Raw genomic sequence first — 14,788 nt, forward strand, 5'->3', positions numbered from 1 at the left:
GGTGCAGGCGTGCTCAAGCGGCGGTGAGGCGTGGCCCCTCGAAACCGGCCCAGACCGCCCGCTCGGCCCGCTTCCAGTAGCGGCTGAAGCGCCGCAGATCCACGGGGCCCTCCAGCTGCACGAACGGTTCGGGCTCCAGCACCACCAGCGGCAGGGCGGCGCCGATCGTCGCGGAAAGGTCTGCAAAGCGGGGATCCACCGCCCGGCTGGTCACCACCCCGTCGGCGCCATGGTGAGCGGCGAAAGCGAGCAACTCCTCCGCCACAGCTCCGGCCCGGAGCACCACCGGCAGATCCAGCAGGCATTCGTAGAGGAAGCCGAGCCGCTTGAGGCTGATCGCCGGGCCCTGGCCGGCGCTTCCCTCGATAAGGGCCCGGTCGAACACGAACAGGGCCGGTCGACCGGGATGGGCGCGCCAGGCGGGGTTGGCCTGCCCCAACGCCTCGCCGTGGATCCAGAGCACCGGCCGCTGCAAGGGGCCGGTTGGAGCGACGGTGGCCTGCTCGGGTGGGCCAGCGGCTGACCTGCCGGCGGTAGGGGCTGGCGGCAGGGTCTGGTCCTGCAGCGGCGGCTCCGGCAGGCTGAGCGGCCCCTCGCTGCGGAACAGCCGCTCGCCCAGCTGTTCGTAGCTGGCCTCGAACGGGCAGCCACCCGGCCGGCCGGCGCCGCCCGCTTGCGCCTTCGGGCAGGCGCGGCAGAAGCGGCCGCCGCTGAAGCGCTCCAGGTTGGCGCGGTTGAACAGGTAGGGCTTGGCACTGAAGGTGCCGGCCACCCATTGCCAGCTGAGGTTGTTGCTGGCCGGATCGCCGTCGAGCAGGTGGCGCAGGAACCAGCGGGCGCCGGTCTGCCAGCGCACCCGCCGCCAGTGCACCAGGTAGGCCGCCAGCCACATCCGGGCATGGTTGTGCAGCCAGCCCTCGTGCACCAGCTGGTGGCGAAAGGCATCGATGCAGGCCAGGCCGGTGCTGCCGCCGGCGATGTCGTCGGGCAGGTCTGCGCGGTAGGCCGTGGGCGGCAGGCCGCTGGCGCCCTGCTCGCGGTCGTCCCAGATGCCCTCGCCCAGCTGCTGCCAGACGCGCTGCCAGTAGTCACGCCAGCCGAGCTCGTTGATCAGCTTCTCCCCGGCGCTGCGGCCCAGCCCCCGGGTGGCCAGGGCCGCGAATACCGCCTGCCGCACCTCCGCCAGGGTGAGCACCCCGTGGCGGATGTAGGGGGAGAGGCGGGTCACGGCGCCATCGAGATGGTTGCGGCTGGTGGCGTAGGCCACCGGGTCGAGCGCTGCCAGCGCAGCCAGCGCCGCTGCCCGGCCACCGCGCATCGGGCTCAGCGGTGGGGCGTCTTCGGCATCCGGGGCGCCCGGTTGCTGGCCGAAACGGGCCTGCAGCTCGACGGCCAGCTCGTGCCGATCGGCGAAGCTGCGGGGCAGATCGCCGGCGGCAGGCGGCCAGGCGAGGGGGACAGCGGGCTCCATGGCACCGATCGTGGCGCGGGCAGGGCGCCAGCGCTGCGGGAGAATCGCTGCCAGCTCGCTCCCCGGACATGCTTCTCGATCTGCGCGGCAAGAAGGCCCTGGTCACCGGCATCGCCAACAACCGCTCGATCGCCTGGGGCATCGCTCAGCAGCTGGCCGCGGCGGGCTGCGAGCTGGCGGTCACCTACCTGCCCGACGACAAGGGCCGCTTCGAGGGCAAGGTGCGTGAGCTCACGGCCCCGCTGGCCCCCAGCCTGGTGCTGCCGCTCAACGTGCAGATCCCCGAGCAGATCGAGGCCGCCTTCGCCGCGATCCAGGAGCAGTGGGGCAGCCTCGATGTGCTGATCCACTGCCTGGCCTTCGCCGGCAAGGAGGAGCTGGTGGGCGACTACAGCGCCATCACCCCCGAAGGGTTCGGCCGGGCGCTGGAGGTGAGCGCCTATTCGCTGGCGCCGCTCTGCCGCTATGCCAAGCCCCTGTTCAATCCTGGCGCCAGCGTGATCACGCTCAGCTACCTGGGCGCCGAGCGGGCGATTCCCAACTACAACGTGATGGGGGTGGCCAAGGCGGCCCTTGAGGCCTCGGTGCGCTACCTGGCCGCCGAACTGGGCCCCGACAACCAGGTGCGGGTGAACGCCATCAGCGCCGGCCCGATCCGCACCCTGGCCAGCTCCGCCATCGGCGGCATCCTCGACATGATCCACAACGTGGAGGAGAAGGCCCCGCTGCGGCGCACCGTTACCCAGGACGAAGTGGGCGCCACCGCTGCCTTTCTGGCCAGCCCGCTGGCCTCGGGCATCACCGGCCAGGTGATCTATGTGGACGGCGGCTACTGCATCACGGGGATGTGAGCGCCCTCCCGCTTCACGGTGCACCCATCAGCTCGTCCGAGCGCATCGGCATCACCGATCCCATCCAGTCGATCGTGGTGGTGTGCAGGTTGTAGAAGGCGGCTTCCACCTGCAGGCGGCCGCTGCGCATCAGATCGGTGAGCAGCACGCTGGAGTCGACCAGGTTGCGGGCTGCGTTGAGGGTGTGGTGGCGGGCGGCCTGATCCAGGTCGTCATGGCCGCCGAGGTGGAGCAGCTCCATGCGCAGCTGCCCCACCACCTGGGCCAGGCTCGGGGTGAGGATCAGCGCCGGGTTGAAGGCCGCTTCCATGGCGCCACAGCGCTCATGGCCCAGCACCACGATCACGGGCACGCCCAGGTGGGCCACGGCGTACTCCAGCGAGGCGATGGCCGCGGTGGTGGAGAGGGTGCCGGCGTTGCGCACCACGAACAGGTCGCCGAAGCCCGTGTCGAACAGCAGCTCCACCGGCACCCGGGAATCGGCGCAGCCCAGCACCGCCGCAGCCGGATGCTGGCCCGATTCCACTTCGAGCATGCGCTCGCGGCTGCTGTGGGGATGGAGCGATTCACCGTCAAGGAAGCGCCGGTGGCCCTCTCGCAGTTCGGCGAGCACCGTCAGGGGACAGTTTTTCACGCAGGGGCCGGATCGGTGCTGGCGATTGTGGACCGAGTCAGGCCTTCGGGTTCGGCATGATTGGTACTGTCCCGCCCCACAGCCCGTGTCCCTCCATCCGGACCTCGATCCCGGCAGTCCGGGAGGCCGTAGCGGCTGTGTCCACCGGGTCACCGGGGAAACCGATGTGCGGGTGCGCCTGGATCTCGATGGCAGTGGCGCCTGCCAGGTGAGCACCGGGGTGCCGTTCCTGGATCACATGCTGCATCAGCTGGCCAGCCATGGCCTGCTCGACCTGGAGATCAGCGCCCACGGCGACACCCACATCGACGACCACCACACCAACGAGGACGTGGGCATCGCCGTGGGCCAGGCCATGGCGCAGGCCCTGGGCTCCCGCCGCGGCATCCATCGCTTCGGCCATTTCGTGGCGCCGCTCGATGAAGCGCTGGTGCAGGTGGCGCTTGATTGCTCCGGTCGCCCCCACCTCAGCTACGGGCTCACGATTCCGGCCCAGCGGATCGGCACCTACGACACCGAGCTGGTGCGGGAGTTCTTCGTGGCGGTGGTGAACAACTCGGGCCTCACCCTGCACATCCGCCAGCTCGATGGCCTGAACTCCCATCACATCGTGGAGGCCTGCTTCAAGGCGTTCGCCCGGGCGCTGCGGCTGGCGGTGGAGATCGACCCGCGCCGGGCCGGTGCCGTACCCAGCAGCAAGGGGGTGCTGGAGCAGGCGGGCGCCGCTTAACACTCCTTTACGTGATGATGGGAGGAACGCCGTCCGCTCGCCCGTTCATGACCCTGGCCGCCAGCCGCCCCGACCATCCGGACGCACCGGAGTCCGCCGCGAGCTCCACCACCTACGCCCGCGCCGACTGGGCCAGTGCGTTCCGCAACGTGGGCAGCGAACTCACGGCGGCGCCGCTCACCGCCAGCAAGGGCTCCATCCCCAGTGAGCTCAGCGGCACCCTCTACCGCAACGGGCCGGGTCGGCTGGAGCGCGGCGGCCAGTGGGTGCACCACCCCTTTGATGGCGACGGCATGATCACCGCCGTGCGCTTCGACGGTGGCGGCGCCAGTCTCACCAACCGTTTCGTGCGCACCGAGGGCTGGCTGGCGGAGGAGGAGAAGGGCAGCTTCGTGTACCGCGGCGTGTTCGGTACCCAGAAGCCCGGCGGTCCCCTCGCCAATGCCTTCGATCTGCGGCTCAAGAACATCGCCAACACCCACGTGGTGCGGTTGGGCGACCGCCTGCTGGCGCTCTGGGAGGCGAGCCTGCCCCACGGCCTCGATCCCGACACGCTGGAGACCACCGGCCTTGAGCGGCTGGATGGCGTGCTTGCCGCCGGGGAGGCCTTCAGCGCCCACCCCCGCTTCGATCCCGGTCACCGGGGCGGCCCGCGCATGGTCACCTTCGGCGTGAAGGCGGGGCCCCGCAGCACGATCCGGCTGATGGAGTTCGACGCCTCCACCAGCCAGGCCAGCAACGGCGAGGCCATCACCAGCCAGGACCCAAGCAGCCACGGCACCAGCGGCGATCACAGCAGCGGTCACCAGGGCAGCGTCACGCGCGGCAGTGGCCGCCTGCTGGCCGATCAGACCCGCAGCTTCAAAGGGTTCGCCTTTCTGCACGATTTCGCGATCACCCCCAACTGGGCCGTGTTCCTGCAGAACGCCATGGCCTTCAACCCGCTGGGCTTCGTGTTCGGCCTGAAGGGGGCCGCCCAGTGCCTGGCCTCCAAGCCCGGCGAGCAGGGTCAGTTCTGGCTGATTCCCCGCTCCGGAGAAGGCGAGCCCCTGCAGGTGCAGGCGCCGGCTGGCTTCGTGTTCCACCACCTCAACGCCTTCGAAGACCCCGGCGCCGGCGCCGCCGGCCAGGTGGTGGTGGATTCGATCTACTACGACGACTTCCCCACGATCGGCCCGGACACCGACTTCCGTGCTGTCGACTTCAGCACCCTGCCGGTGGGCCAGCTGCACCGCTGCCGCATCGATCTGGTCACCGGCACGGTGAGCAGCGAGCGGCTGGAGGAGCGCTGCTGCGAATTCGCGATGGTGAACCCCGCCCGCGTGGGGCTGGATGCCCGCTACGCCTGGATGGCGGTCACCCACCGGGAGCGGGGCAACGACCCGCTGCAGGCGATCGAGAAGCTTGACCTCCACTCCGGCGAACGCTGGGTGTGGAGTGCGGCGCCGCGCGGCTTCGTCAGCGAGCCGCTGATGGTGCCCCGGCCGGCCGTTGGCGCCGGGTCCGCTCCGGCGGAAGACGACGGCTGGATCCTCTGCGTGGTCTGGAACGGTGCCCGCTCGGCCAGTGACCTGGTGATCCTGCGGGCCGACGACCTCACCGAGCAGGCGGTGATTCCCCTGCCCCTGGCCATCCCCCACGGGCTGCATGGCAGCTGGAGTGCGGCATGAACCTGCACCCGCACGCCACTGGCTCCGCCTCCAGCGCTGCTTCAGGCCTGGCGCCGCAGCTCTTTTTGCGTCTGGGCCGGGTGCTGGTGACGGCCGGCCTGTGGCTGCTGGCCGTCACAGCTCCGCTCGCTTTTCAGCCGGCGGCCGCTGCTGCTGCGCTGTTCCACCTGGTGGGGCCGGTGCCTGAGGAGCTCGGCCTGCACGACGGGCGCCTTTCCACCTGCGCGGCGCCAAGCCATTGCGTCCGCCAGGACTGGCCTCTCGCCGATCCGCTGGACGGTCTGCGCCAGCTGCTGCCGGTGCTGAAGGCCACGCCGGGGATCAGGGTGGAGCGCTTCGAGGAGGAGCCGGAGGCGGCCTATCTCCACGCCACCGCGGAAAGCCGCCTGTTCGGCTTCATCGACGACCTCGAACTGGCGGCCGATGCCCGCAGTGGCGTGCTGCAGGTGCGCTCGGCCTCACGCCTCGGGGATTCAGACCTGGGGGTGAACCGAGCTCGGCTGGAGAGCCTGAAGCAGGCCCTCGATGCCGGGATCAGCCCCGCTGCTGCCGGCTGAGGGTGGCGGCGGAGAACACATGACCAAGCTCGGCGGCAATCAGCACCACCGCAGCGGGATCGGCGGCCCCGTCCACCCTGGCCTTGAGCGCGGGATCGCCTTCCACCTGCAGCAGGAACGCGTTCAGTTGGGCTTTGGACATGGTCGTTGACGGCGGAGGCCTGACTCCGTCCTACTCGGGGGCGCTGAGCGCCCCGGGCCTCAAACGTTGCCGAAGGCCACCTGGCAGGCGGCATTGAGCAGTTCCGCCTCCGCGGCGGACTGGGGCTGGCGGCCATCCAGCAGGCCGGCGTTGCAGTCGGCCGTGAGCTGGTAGGTGCCGCCGTCGGCGGTAACGGCGAAACTCACCACCGAGCTGCTGGTTGGCACCACCGAAGCGAAGATCAGCTGGTAGCTGCTGTTCGGCACCAGGATGTAGGTCTGGTTGGCGCTGATGGCTGAATTGACGGCGTTGTTGATGATTGAAGCAGTGGCGAGGGTGGCGATGCCCCAGGTGGCGGCGCGGGCGCCCCACCAGCCCCATGTTGGCGTGCTCCAACCGCCATACCAGCCGTAGTTCCACGGCCGCGCCACGCCCCAGCCTGGCCGCGCCCAGCCGGCATTGACGTTCACGTTGTTGATGTTGACGCGCCGATCCCAGTTGACGTTGGCGGTGCGATTCACGTTGACGTTTCTGTTGATATCACGATTCACGTCCCGATTCACGTTCCAGTTGTTGTCCAGATTGCGATTCGTACTACGGTTGGTGTCGCGGTTCAGGTTGCGGTTGCCGGCCACGGTGTTGCCGCTGGGCCGGTTGAGCGAGGGGTTTAGGCCGGGTTGACGCACTTGGTTGCTCCAGCCGCCGCTGGGCCTGGAGGCTCCACGGCTGAGACCGCTACTGGCGTTGCCAAAGCCTGTGTTGCCCCTGCTGCCGCCCTGGGCTCCAAGGCTGGCCCGTGAGGCACCACCCCCACCACCTCCACCACCACGGGAGCCGCCGCCACGGGAGCCACCACCACCTCCCCGAGCGATCAGTTGTGTGGGAGGGGAGGCAGTTGCCGTTGAGGAATCAAAAGCGAAGCCTGCACCAGCGGGAAGTGTGACCATGCCAGCCAACACAAGGGCGAATCCGGAGAGTTGGTTCATTTCAGGACCAGATCACATCCGTCGTCGTAGCAGCTCGCGTTGGTGCGCCCGCTGCTGTCGAAGTGCACGCGAACCAGATCCCGCCCAGTCATCAGATCGGGCCGGTTCTCTTGCACGCTGTTGAGGTAGTTGGGATTGACGACGCAGAGATCCCGGCCGTTGAAGCACACCGTGTTGGCTGAAAACCGTGCCGACGCGCTTTGCAGGGTCTCCCACTTCTTGCGCTCGGCGTTGTAGAGCTCCATTTTCAGAGGGGAGTCGGTCACACGGATCGTTTTGGTCACTGCGCCGATGCGGTGTCGATACAACGTGACGCTGCCGAAATCCTCGGCTTCAACTGTGCAGGCCTGGGGATCCGCTCCCGCCAGGCTGCATCTGGTGGAAAGCTTGTAGAGCAACTCTGCACAGGCCGGTGCCGCAAGCAGGGCGAGTGCGCAGCTCGCCAGAGCTCCGCTGAACAGGACGATCGCTTTCTGGGGCATTGGAGTGGAAGGCTTCACCCTGCGGACAACCGCAGGGTGGAGATAGGTGTTGTCTCACTGTGGCTGGGACGACTACATCGCCGCCACGGAGCGAATGGGTCCGCAACATTCTGACTCACATCCAGCGGCGCCGATCTTCGGAACCCAGGCGAGGACGTGGGTTGGTGGACACGGTGGGGCCCTGAAGGTACGTGAAACCTGTTGGCATGATCCGCTTGAGCCCCGGTCTCTCGCTGAATCCAACTTGGAGTCAGCTCCCTGCCTGATGATGGTGTTGAGGGTATGGGTGAGTGCCGATCTCCACAGCGTCCGGGTTGTGCGCATCGCCCAAAGAATCGTATTTGCAGCGCGGGCTTTCAACTACTCCGGCGACGTCCCCTCCTTTGGCAGGAGAACGTTGTTCTCGTGAAGAAAGGCCAGGGGCACCGCCTCGCCCCCAGCCTGCTGGAAAGGGTGGCGCGCGACACCTTCAATGGGCAGATGTCTTCGCCGCCCCGATGGGCGCATCTCGATCGCCTTCACCACCCCACATGCATCCTGACCTGTGCCATCCGATTCAGGCCCGCAGCCGCTGCCGTTTTCGCCAGCGCACAAAGGGCAGCGCCAGCGCCACGGCCGGATTCACATCGGCCTCGCACCGGTGATCAACAGGATCAGGGCGACGCTGCCGATCAGGGTAAGGGCCATGGCGGTGGCGATGCCGATCGAGGTCTGATCGACATAGACGAAGTCGTCACGCTGGAGTCGCTTGAGCGTGCGCAGGTGTTCCCGTGCGGCGGCGGCCATGGCCAGGATGCCGGTGAGCACGAAGCCGATCGCCACCAGTCGCACGCCGAGGCCGGCATGGACGGGCCGCTCGAAGCGATTGGTGTTGATGGCGCCGATGATCTTGTCGAGGCCGAAGCCGAAGCTGATCAGCGCCAGGCAGGTGCGGATCCAGGCCATCAAGGTGCGCTCTGCCGCCGCCCGGTTGCGTTCCTTGGCCAGCTCGTTGGTGAGATTGACCGCCATCAGGGCTGCAGCAGCGGCCCGAGCTGCGGCAGCAGCGCCGCCAGGGCCCGGCCGCGGTGGCCGAGGCGGCGCTTCAGATCGAGGTCCATCTCCGCGAAGGTGAGGCCGGCCTCCGGCACCAGGAACACCGGGTCGTAGCCGAAGCCGCCGCTGCCGCGCGGCGCCGTGAGGATCTCCCCAGGGCAGATCCCTTCCACCGTGAGCACGGTGTGGCCGCTGGGATCTGCCAGGGCCAGGGCGGCGGTGAAGCAGGCGCGGCGGTTGGCGGTGGGCTCCTGGGCTGCAGCTTGTTCGCCCAGTTCCCGCAGCAGCCGGGCGATGCGCTCGCTGTCGCTGGTGGCGTAGCGGGCCGAATGGATGCCGGGGGCACCGCCGAGTGCCTCCACACTCAGGCCCGAGTCGTCGGCGAGTGCCCAGCAGCCGGTGGCCAATGCCACGGCTTCAGCCTTGAGCCGGGCATTGGCGGCAAAGCTCTCGCCTGTTTCCTCCACCTCGAAGCCACTGGGCTGGGGGCGCACATCAAGCGGTGGCAGGCCGGCGGCGCGGGCCGCCTCGCCGTTGAGGGCGGCGTTGAATTCCCGCAGCTTGCCGGCATTGCCGCTGGCCAGCACCAGCACGGTGGAGGGTGAGCCGGGCGGGGTGGTGGGGGTCATGCCGCCTCCGCGTACTGGCGCGCCCAGGCGAGCACCGCGGCCACCCGCTCGGGGCTGGGGCCTTCGCAGTAGAGACGCAGCAGCGGTTCGGTGCCGGAGAAGCGCAGCATCAGCCAGTGGCTGGCGCCGAGCCGCAGCTTGACGCCATCGGTGCGGATCACCTCCAGCACCGGCGCGCCGGCCACCTCCGTGGGGGCGGCATCGGCCAGCTGCCGTTCCAGCCGCTGACGGGTGGCCATGTCCCGCAGCCGCAGGTCGAGGCGGTCATAGGTGCCGGCGCCGCCATGGGCCTCGCGCAGCTGATCGAGCCGCTCGCCCAGCGGCAGCCCCCCTTCCACCACCGCTTCCACCACCAGCAGGGCCACGAACAGGGCATCCCGCTCCGGCAGGTGCATGCCCAGCCCCACCCCACCGGATTCCTCCCCGCCGATCAGCACATCGCCGCTCAACATCTCGGCGGCGATGTACTTGAAGCCCACCGGCTTCTCGATCACGCGCCGGCCGAGGCCTTCGGCCACCTGCTGCATCAGGTCGGAGCCGCTCACGGTTTTGACCACGGCGCCGGGCAGGCCGCGGGCGCGGGCCAGGTGATCGATCAGCAGTGGCATCAGCAGCTGGGTGCTGCAGTAGCGGCCCCGCTCGTCGATGGCGGCGATGCGGTCGCCGTCGCCATCGAACACGATGCCCAGCGCCGGCTGGCCGGCGGCGGTGCTGGCGCGCACCGCTGCGATCAGTTCGCCCAGATAAGGCTCCAGCGGTTCGGGGGGATGGCCGCCGAACAGCGGATCGCGGTTCGAGCGGATCTCCTGGATGCCGCCGGTTTCAGCCGGGTGGGGTGCAGCGGCAGGCGGCTGGCCCAGCAGCGCCGGCAGGCCACCGGCGGCCGAGCCGTGCATGGGATCCACGATCACCGCCATGCCCAGCCGTGCCAGGCCCTGGCGCAGGGCGCCGGTGTCGACCAGCCGGCGCAGCCCCGCCAGGTAGCCGGCCCAGCCATCGAAGCGGGGGGTGTCGCCGGCGATCGGCACGGTGATGCCGCCGGCCTCCAGGCGCTTCTCCACCCGGGCGGTGAAGTCGCCTTCCACCGAGCCGCCGAAGTGGCCCTTGATCTTGAGCCCGAGCCATTCCGGTGGGTTGTGGCTGGCGGTGATCACCAGGGCGCCCAGGGCGCCGCGCTCCACCACCGCCCAGCTGCAGGCGGGGGTGGGCACGGGCGTGTCGGTGAGCAGGGGCTCCAGGTCGGCGCCCCGCACGGCGGCGGCGATCGCCTCGGCCAGTTCGGGCGCGAGGAAGCGGCGGTCGTAGCCGATCACCACCTCCCGGCTGTGCAGGCCCGGCGGGGCGGAATGCTCCAGCTCGCGGGCGGCGGCGGCTGCCACCGGCAACAGCCGCTCCACCGTGATGTCGACGCCAAGGATGCCGCGCCAGCCATCGGTGCCGAACCGGATCGGGCTGGGCTCCAGGGGCAGGGGGGCGGACGCCATGGGGGGGAGGGGAAGTGCCAGGGTCGTAGCAGCGTGACGCATCCTGCGGGGCAGAGCGCGTGCCGGCCTCTGGGCAGGCCACCGTTCCCTTTAGCTTGGCCGCATGCCTTCCGCCCACCCCGATCGGGTGCTCACCGACCGGTTGCTGCGCAGCTGGGTCCGCTGCCGTCGCCGCGCCTGGCTCGACCGCCATGGCCCCCAGGAGCGACGACTCTGGACGGCCCACCGCACCCTGCAGCTGGACGATCAGCAGCGCTGCTTTGTGCAGTTGCTGGGCCGCAAGCCCCAGCGGGGTGAGGCGGGTTGCGCCGACGCCGCGCCCGCCGTGGTGGGGCTGCGGCTGGCCGGCGAGGGCCCGGGCGGGCTGGCGCTGCAGGCCCACCCGCCCCTGCTGCTGCGCACCACCGGCAGCAGCCGCTGGGGCGCCCATGCCTATCTGCCGGTGATGGCGCGCCACGGCCGGCGGCTCACGCGGGAACACCGCCTGCTGATGACGCTCTGGGGCCGGCTGCTGGGGGAGCACCAGGACGCCAGCGTGGGAGAGGGCCTGGTGCTGGCCCACGGCGCCCGCGGGCTGGAGCAGGAACACCTGGCGCTGGGCCCTGGACTGCAGCGCCAGCTCGACGACAGCCTGCCGAAACTGGCGGACGATCTGCAACGGTCTCAGCCGCCACCGCTGGTCAACGACCGCAAGAAGTGCGTGCTCTGCTCCTGGCGGGGCCTGTGCGACCAGGAGGCGGCCCAGCAGGGCCACCTCAGCGAAGTGAGCGGCATCGGCGGCAAACGCCGCGAGCTGCTGCTGGATCTGCATGTGGGCGGGGTGGCGGATCTGGCGGCGGCCGACCCCGGTGCCCTGGCCGATGCGCTGGAGGTGCACGGCGAGCAGCACCGTGAGGTGGCTGAGCGGCTGGTGGCCCAGGCGCGGGTGCAGCGCGACGGCGCTCCGCAACGGATCGCGCCTCTCCCCGGCCAGCCCCTGCTGGCGCTGCCGGAGCTGGCCGCGGCCCCCGGCGTGCTCGTCTACGACATCGAATCCGACCCGGACGCCCGCGACGACTTTCTGCACGGCTTTCTGCGGATCGAGCGGCAGGCCGATGGCCGCTGGCCCACGGCCGCCGCCGCTGGCAGCCGTTACCAGCCGCTGCTGGCCCTGCATGAGCATGGCGAAGCCTTGCTGTGGCAGCGCCTGCGGCGGGCGCTGGCGCGCAGCCCGGGGTGGCCCCTGCTCCACTACGGCGAAACCGAGGCGGTGGCGCTGGTGCGGCTTGCCCAGCGCCAGGGCGCCAGCGAACGGGAGGTGGCGGCGCTGCGGGCGCGGTTGGTGGACCTGCACGTGCGCCTGCGGCGCCACTGGTTGCTGCCGGTGAGCAGCTACGGGCTCAAGGGGGTGGCTGGCTGGCTCGGCTTCCGTTGGAGCCAGAAGGGGGTGGATGGGGCCCGCTGCCTGCTGTGGTGGCGCCAGTGGCGCGGCGATGGCACCGCTGCGGGTCGCGGCAGCCACCACAACCTGCGCTGGATCCTCCGCTACAACCACGACGACGTCCGGGCCACCTGGGCGGTGGCCCGCTGGTTGCTGGAGCAGGACCAATCGCACCAGGACCCGCCGGCACCACTGGCTTAGAGCTTGCCCGCCCCGCCGCCGGCGCCCACCGGCGGGGTTACGAACGCCTCCGGGATGGAGAGCGCCAGTACCAGCCCGCCCTCGGCCTGCAGGCACGCCTCCGCCAGTGCCTGCCGCCGCACCAGGGCCAGCCCCAGCCAGCAGGCCGGCTGCTGAGCAGTGGCGGGCAGCTCCAGACAGGAGGTGATGCGCCCGGCCCGGTCGCCCGCAGAGGTGTGCAGGCTGCCGCCCGGCAGCGGCAGCGGGCCACCGGCGGGAGGCGTGCACACCCAGCGGCGCAGTTGCTGCTTGACGCCGTCGTAGGTGGCCAGCTTGGCCAGGGTTTCCTGGCCCACGTAGCAGCCCTTCGAGAGGCTCACCCGCCCTGCCAGGCCCAGCTCGAACGGGTTCACCTCCTCGTTGATCTCGGCAGGCGCGGCGGGGTGGCCGCCCTGCAGCCGCCAGCGCTCGGCCTCGGCGGCAGAGAGGGCCGGCAGCGCCTGGAGCGCCTCTGGCTCCGGCGTCTCGGCCGGCAGCACCATCCGGCCGCCCGGCAGCAGAAAGCCCTCGGCGCCGTCGGCCGCGCCGAGGGGTTGCCATTGCCCGGGGGGCGCCAGCAAGGGGCCGGGAGCCTCAAACAGCGTGAACAACCTGACCGGCTGGGGCGCCCCCAGCACCACCTGATCGGCCGGAAACAGCACCCGATCGAGTGCCTGATGCACGGCGCCGCCATCACCGGCGCTCACCAGCAGCCAGGCGCCTGCGCCATCCACCAGCACCTCGGCCAGCGCGCGCAGACGGCCGGTGGGGCTGATGCAGCAGGTGGCCAGGCACTGGCCGCTCCGGGCCCGCTCCAGGTCCTGGCTGGTCTGGCCGTGCAGGAAGCGCAGGGTGTCGGCCCCTTCCAGGCGGATCAGCACCGCCGGCTGCTGCAGACGGCTGGGGCGGGGCGGCTGCCAGGCCCATGGGTCGGGCTGGGGATGGGGCGTCACGGTGGGGGAGCATCCGGCGCCCTTACCCTTGCAAATCACCGCCGGGATCGGGGCGGGATCAGTTGCTGGCGGTTGGGGAGTGGTTGCTTGCGGCTGCTTCGTTGTTGCTGGCGGCCGCGGCGATCTCCTCCAGCAGGAACAGGCTGCGCAGTTCCAGCCCGGCTGCGGTCATCGCCTCGAGGCCGCCTTCCTGCCGATCCACGATCGTGACCACCCGCTGCACCACATAGCCGGCCTCCCGCAGTTGCCGCACCGCCTTGAGCGACGACCCGCCGGTGGTGACCACGTCTTCCAGCACGGTGATCGTGCTGCCGGCGGCGGGGAGGGGGCCTTCCAGCCAGGCACCGGTGCCGTGGCCTTTTGCCTCCTTGCGCACGATCAAGGCATCCAGCGGCCGTCCCACCAGCGCCGCCGCCAACGCGACGCCGCTCACCAACGGATCGGCGCCGAGGGTGAGCCCGGCGACGGCCAGCGCGCCGTCTTCCACCTGCTCCAGCATCAGCTCCGCCAGCAGGGCCAGCCCGTAACCGCTGAGGCTCACCGGTTTGCAGTTCACGTAATGGTCGCTGCTGCGCCCGGAGGCCAGGGTGAAACGGCCATGGCGATAGGCGCGGTCGGCCAGCAGCGGCAGCAGGGCGCGGCGCCGTTCCGCCGGATCAGCGGGGGGCAGCGGGGTGGCCGGAGCGGCGGCAAGGGAGTCGGGAACGGCGGACACTGGCAACTTTCCGGCTTGCTGACTTAGTTTGCGCTCAAATAGCCAGCTCCTGCCTGCAACGGGCACGGGCGTCTCTGGTGCTTCCGATGACCCGCCCCACCCCTTCTGCTGTGGCTCCCACCCGCTCCGTTGCATCCCTGGCGTGGCCTTCCATGATGCGGCCGGGTCTCGTTGCATGGCTGGTGGCGGCTGGTGGCCTGGCGGTCATGACCACAGCCCCTGCGTTGGCCGACCCGGTGGTCTGCACCACAACGGTGGAGGCCGGTGCCTCCGGTTCGGGCCCAGGCCGCGCGGCGCCGGTGGAGGTCACCCGCTGCGGCGTGGTGGAAGCCACCGACACCCTCTTCATGCGGCGCGCCTTCAGTTGGCGCTCACCGTTTGCGGCGGGGGTGAACATCCTTCATCAGGCCACCGATATCCTCGGCATCGCGATGGGTGGGCCGGAAGGCAACCGCGTGATGGGGCTGGGCTTTCCTGATCAGGCGATCATCTGGGATGGGAGCGCCATCAACAACACCGTCAACGCGGCGATGGAAGAACTCAGCTCGCCGATTCCGTTTCGCACAGCTGACCTGCCCAGCCAGTTCACCGGCAGTCTGCAGGGTTCGGGTGAATCGATGGCACCGCATCAGCTGGATGATGGCGCAGTACCCCCGTCGATGTGGTCACGGCCGATCCGCGGCTTGTGGTGAGCGGCACGCTGGGGGTCTAGCAATCTGGTGAATGCAGCGGACTCATAATCCGCCTAAGCCGGGTTCGATCCCCGGGACCCCCATCAAACAATTGTCGTCGGCTCATTGCGGCGCAAGC

General features: G+C 70.2%; 16 protein-coding genes and 1 tRNA gene. 7 read left to right on the top strand and 10 right to left on the bottom strand.

Translation table 11 applies throughout. The features are described 5' to 3' along the window. Positions 1–13: 13 nt before the first annotated feature. The gene (locus tag ACWJI3_RS05995; RefSeq protein ID WP_480203178.1) at positions 14–1,471 is read right to left on the bottom strand and encodes an FAD-binding domain-containing protein; all 1,458 of its coding nucleotides are present in this window, start codon (positions 1,469–1,471) and stop codon (positions 14–16) included. A gap of 68 nt (positions 1,472–1,539) precedes the next feature. Here ACWJI3_RS05995 and fabI point away from each other — a divergent pair, with 68 nt between their 5' ends. Further along, positions 1,540–2,322, top strand: coding sequence for an enoyl-ACP reductase FabI (gene fabI, locus ACWJI3_RS06000; RefSeq protein ID WP_259728705.1), 783 nt, complete (start codon positions 1,540–1,542; stop codon positions 2,320–2,322). A 13-nt stretch (positions 2,323–2,335) separates the two neighbouring features. Here the strand turns inward: fabI and ACWJI3_RS06005 are convergent, their stop codons facing one another. Continuing rightward, positions 2,336–2,956, bottom strand: coding sequence for a carbonic anhydrase (locus ACWJI3_RS06005; RefSeq protein WP_094514519.1), 621 nt, complete (start codon positions 2,954–2,956; stop codon positions 2,336–2,338). Positions 2,957–3,041: 85 nt separating this feature from the next. Here ACWJI3_RS06005 and hisB point away from each other — a divergent pair, with 85 nt between their 5' ends. From hisB to ACWJI3_RS06020, 3 genes are read left to right on the top strand one after another with little or no spacing between them, the layout of a single operon-like run. Further along, positions 3,042–3,686 carry an imidazoleglycerol-phosphate dehydratase HisB gene (gene hisB, locus ACWJI3_RS06010; protein WP_480203179.1) on the top strand — a complete coding sequence of 215 codons (645 nt, stop codon included), beginning with the start codon at positions 3,042–3,044 and terminating at the stop codon, positions 3,684–3,686. Positions 3,687–3,733: 47 nt separating this feature from the next. Then, complete coding sequence (locus tag ACWJI3_RS06015) at positions 3,734–5,356, top strand: carotenoid oxygenase family protein (protein WP_480203180.1); 1,623 nt, start codon at positions 3,734–3,736, stop codon at positions 5,354–5,356. Continuing rightward, a complete protein-coding gene (locus tag ACWJI3_RS06020) occupies positions 5,353–5,913 on the top strand; it encodes a DUF1499 domain-containing protein (protein ID WP_480203181.1) in 561 nt (186 codons plus the stop codon). Before ACWJI3_RS06015 ends, ACWJI3_RS06020 begins: the two co-directional genes overlap by 4 nt. On the opposite strand, the gene ACWJI3_RS06025 is transcribed toward ACWJI3_RS06020, so the two are convergent. The 6 genes from ACWJI3_RS06025 to ACWJI3_RS06050 form a co-directional block, all read right to left on the bottom strand. Beyond that, on the bottom strand, positions 5,891–6,055 hold the full coding sequence (locus ACWJI3_RS06025; protein WP_094514532.1) for a Nif11-like leader peptide family natural product precursor: 165 nt from the start codon (positions 6,053–6,055) through the stop codon (positions 5,891–5,893). The genes ACWJI3_RS06020 and ACWJI3_RS06025 overlap by 23 nt on opposite strands. Before the next feature lie 59 nt (positions 6,056–6,114). After that, the gene (locus tag ACWJI3_RS06030; protein ID WP_480203182.1) at positions 6,115–6,741 is read right to left on the bottom strand and encodes a hypothetical protein; all 627 of its coding nucleotides are present in this window, start codon (positions 6,739–6,741) and stop codon (positions 6,115–6,117) included. 296 nt (positions 6,742–7,037) lie between these two features. Then, complete coding sequence (locus ACWJI3_RS06035; RefSeq protein WP_094514539.1) at positions 7,038–7,523, bottom strand: hypothetical protein; 486 nt, start codon at positions 7,521–7,523, stop codon at positions 7,038–7,040. Positions 7,524–8,144: 621 nt separating this feature from the next. Beyond that, complete coding sequence (locus ACWJI3_RS06040) at positions 8,145–8,534, bottom strand: YidH family protein (RefSeq protein ID WP_255100300.1); 390 nt, start codon at positions 8,532–8,534, stop codon at positions 8,145–8,147. Then, entirely contained in the window at positions 8,534–9,187 is a 654-nt protein-coding gene (rdgB, locus tag ACWJI3_RS06045; protein WP_480203183.1) for an RdgB/HAM1 family non-canonical purine NTP pyrophosphatase, read from the bottom strand. Before rdgB ends, ACWJI3_RS06040 begins: the two co-directional genes overlap by 1 nt. Beyond that, entirely contained in the window at positions 9,184–10,671 is a 1,488-nt protein-coding gene (locus ACWJI3_RS06050; protein ID WP_480203184.1) for a phosphoglucomutase/phosphomannomutase family protein, read from the bottom strand. The genes rdgB and ACWJI3_RS06050 overlap by 4 nt, the downstream gene beginning before the upstream one ends. A 103-nt stretch (positions 10,672–10,774) precedes the next feature. On the opposite strand from ACWJI3_RS06050, the gene ACWJI3_RS06055 reads away from it, so the two are divergent. Continuing rightward, positions 10,775–12,292 carry a TM0106 family RecB-like putative nuclease gene (locus tag ACWJI3_RS06055; RefSeq protein ID WP_480203185.1) on the top strand — a complete coding sequence of 506 codons (1,518 nt, stop codon included), beginning with the start codon at positions 10,775–10,777 and terminating at the stop codon, positions 12,290–12,292. On the opposite strand, the gene ygfZ is transcribed toward ACWJI3_RS06055, so the two are convergent. Continuing rightward, entirely contained in the window at positions 12,289–13,263 is a 975-nt protein-coding gene (gene ygfZ / locus ACWJI3_RS06060; protein WP_480203186.1) for a CAF17-like 4Fe-4S cluster assembly/insertion protein YgfZ, read from the bottom strand. The two genes, ACWJI3_RS06055 and ygfZ, sit on opposite strands and share 4 nt — an antisense overlap. Before the next feature lie 58 nt (positions 13,264–13,321). Continuing rightward, positions 13,322–13,933, bottom strand: a complete 612-nt coding sequence (gene pyrE / locus ACWJI3_RS06065) for an orotate phosphoribosyltransferase (protein WP_480203372.1) — start codon at positions 13,931–13,933, stop codon at positions 13,322–13,324. A gap of 251 nt (positions 13,934–14,184) precedes the next feature. Between pyrE and ACWJI3_RS06070 the strand changes: the two genes are divergently transcribed. Further along, positions 14,185–14,670, top strand: coding sequence for an occludin/ELL family protein (locus ACWJI3_RS06070; protein ID WP_233133122.1), 486 nt, complete (start codon positions 14,185–14,187; stop codon positions 14,668–14,670). A 10-nt stretch (positions 14,671–14,680) separates the two neighbouring features. Then, positions 14,681–14,753 (top strand) — tRNA-Ile (locus tag ACWJI3_RS06075). Positions 14,754–14,788: the final 35 nt, after the last annotated feature.

Source organism: Marcopretia estuarina LEGE 06307, from assembly GCF_056633115.1.

What these genes read in the sequence shown, in the direction of transcription:
- ACWJI3_RS05995 (WP_480203178.1), bottom strand. Translation starts at nt 1,471, where the DNA reads ATGGAGCCCGCTGTCCCCCTCGCCTGGCCGCCTGCCGCCGGCGATCTG.
- fabI (WP_259728705.1), top strand. Translation starts at nt 1,540, where the DNA reads ATGCTTCTCGATCTGCGCGGCAAGAAGGCCCTGGTCACCGGCATCGCC.
- ACWJI3_RS06015 (WP_480203180.1), top strand. Translation starts at nt 3,734, where the DNA reads ATGACCCTGGCCGCCAGCCGCCCCGACCATCCGGACGCACCGGAGTCC.
- ACWJI3_RS06020 (WP_480203181.1), top strand. Translation starts at nt 5,353, where the DNA reads ATGAACCTGCACCCGCACGCCACTGGCTCCGCCTCCAGCGCTGCTTCA.
- ACWJI3_RS06025 (WP_094514532.1), bottom strand. Translation starts at nt 6,055, where the DNA reads ATGTCCAAAGCCCAACTGAACGCGTTCCTGCTGCAGGTGGAAGGCGAT.
- ACWJI3_RS06035 (WP_094514539.1), bottom strand. Translation starts at nt 7,523, where the DNA reads ATGCCCCAGAAAGCGATCGTCCTGTTCAGCGGAGCTCTGGCGAGCTGC.
- ACWJI3_RS06040 (WP_255100300.1), bottom strand. Translation starts at nt 8,534, where the DNA reads ATGGCGGTCAATCTCACCAACGAGCTGGCCAAGGAACGCAACCGGGCG.
- rdgB (WP_480203183.1), bottom strand. Translation starts at nt 9,187, where the DNA reads ATGACCCCCACCACCCCGCCCGGCTCACCCTCCACCGTGCTGGTGCTG.
- ACWJI3_RS06050 (WP_480203184.1), bottom strand. Translation starts at nt 10,671, where the DNA reads ATGGCGTCCGCCCCCCTGCCCCTGGAGCCCAGCCCGATCCGGTTCGGC.
- ACWJI3_RS06055 (WP_480203185.1), top strand. Translation starts at nt 10,775, where the DNA reads ATGCCTTCCGCCCACCCCGATCGGGTGCTCACCGACCGGTTGCTGCGC.
- ACWJI3_RS06070 (WP_233133122.1), top strand. Translation starts at nt 14,185, where the DNA reads ATGACCACAGCCCCTGCGTTGGCCGACCCGGTGGTCTGCACCACAACG.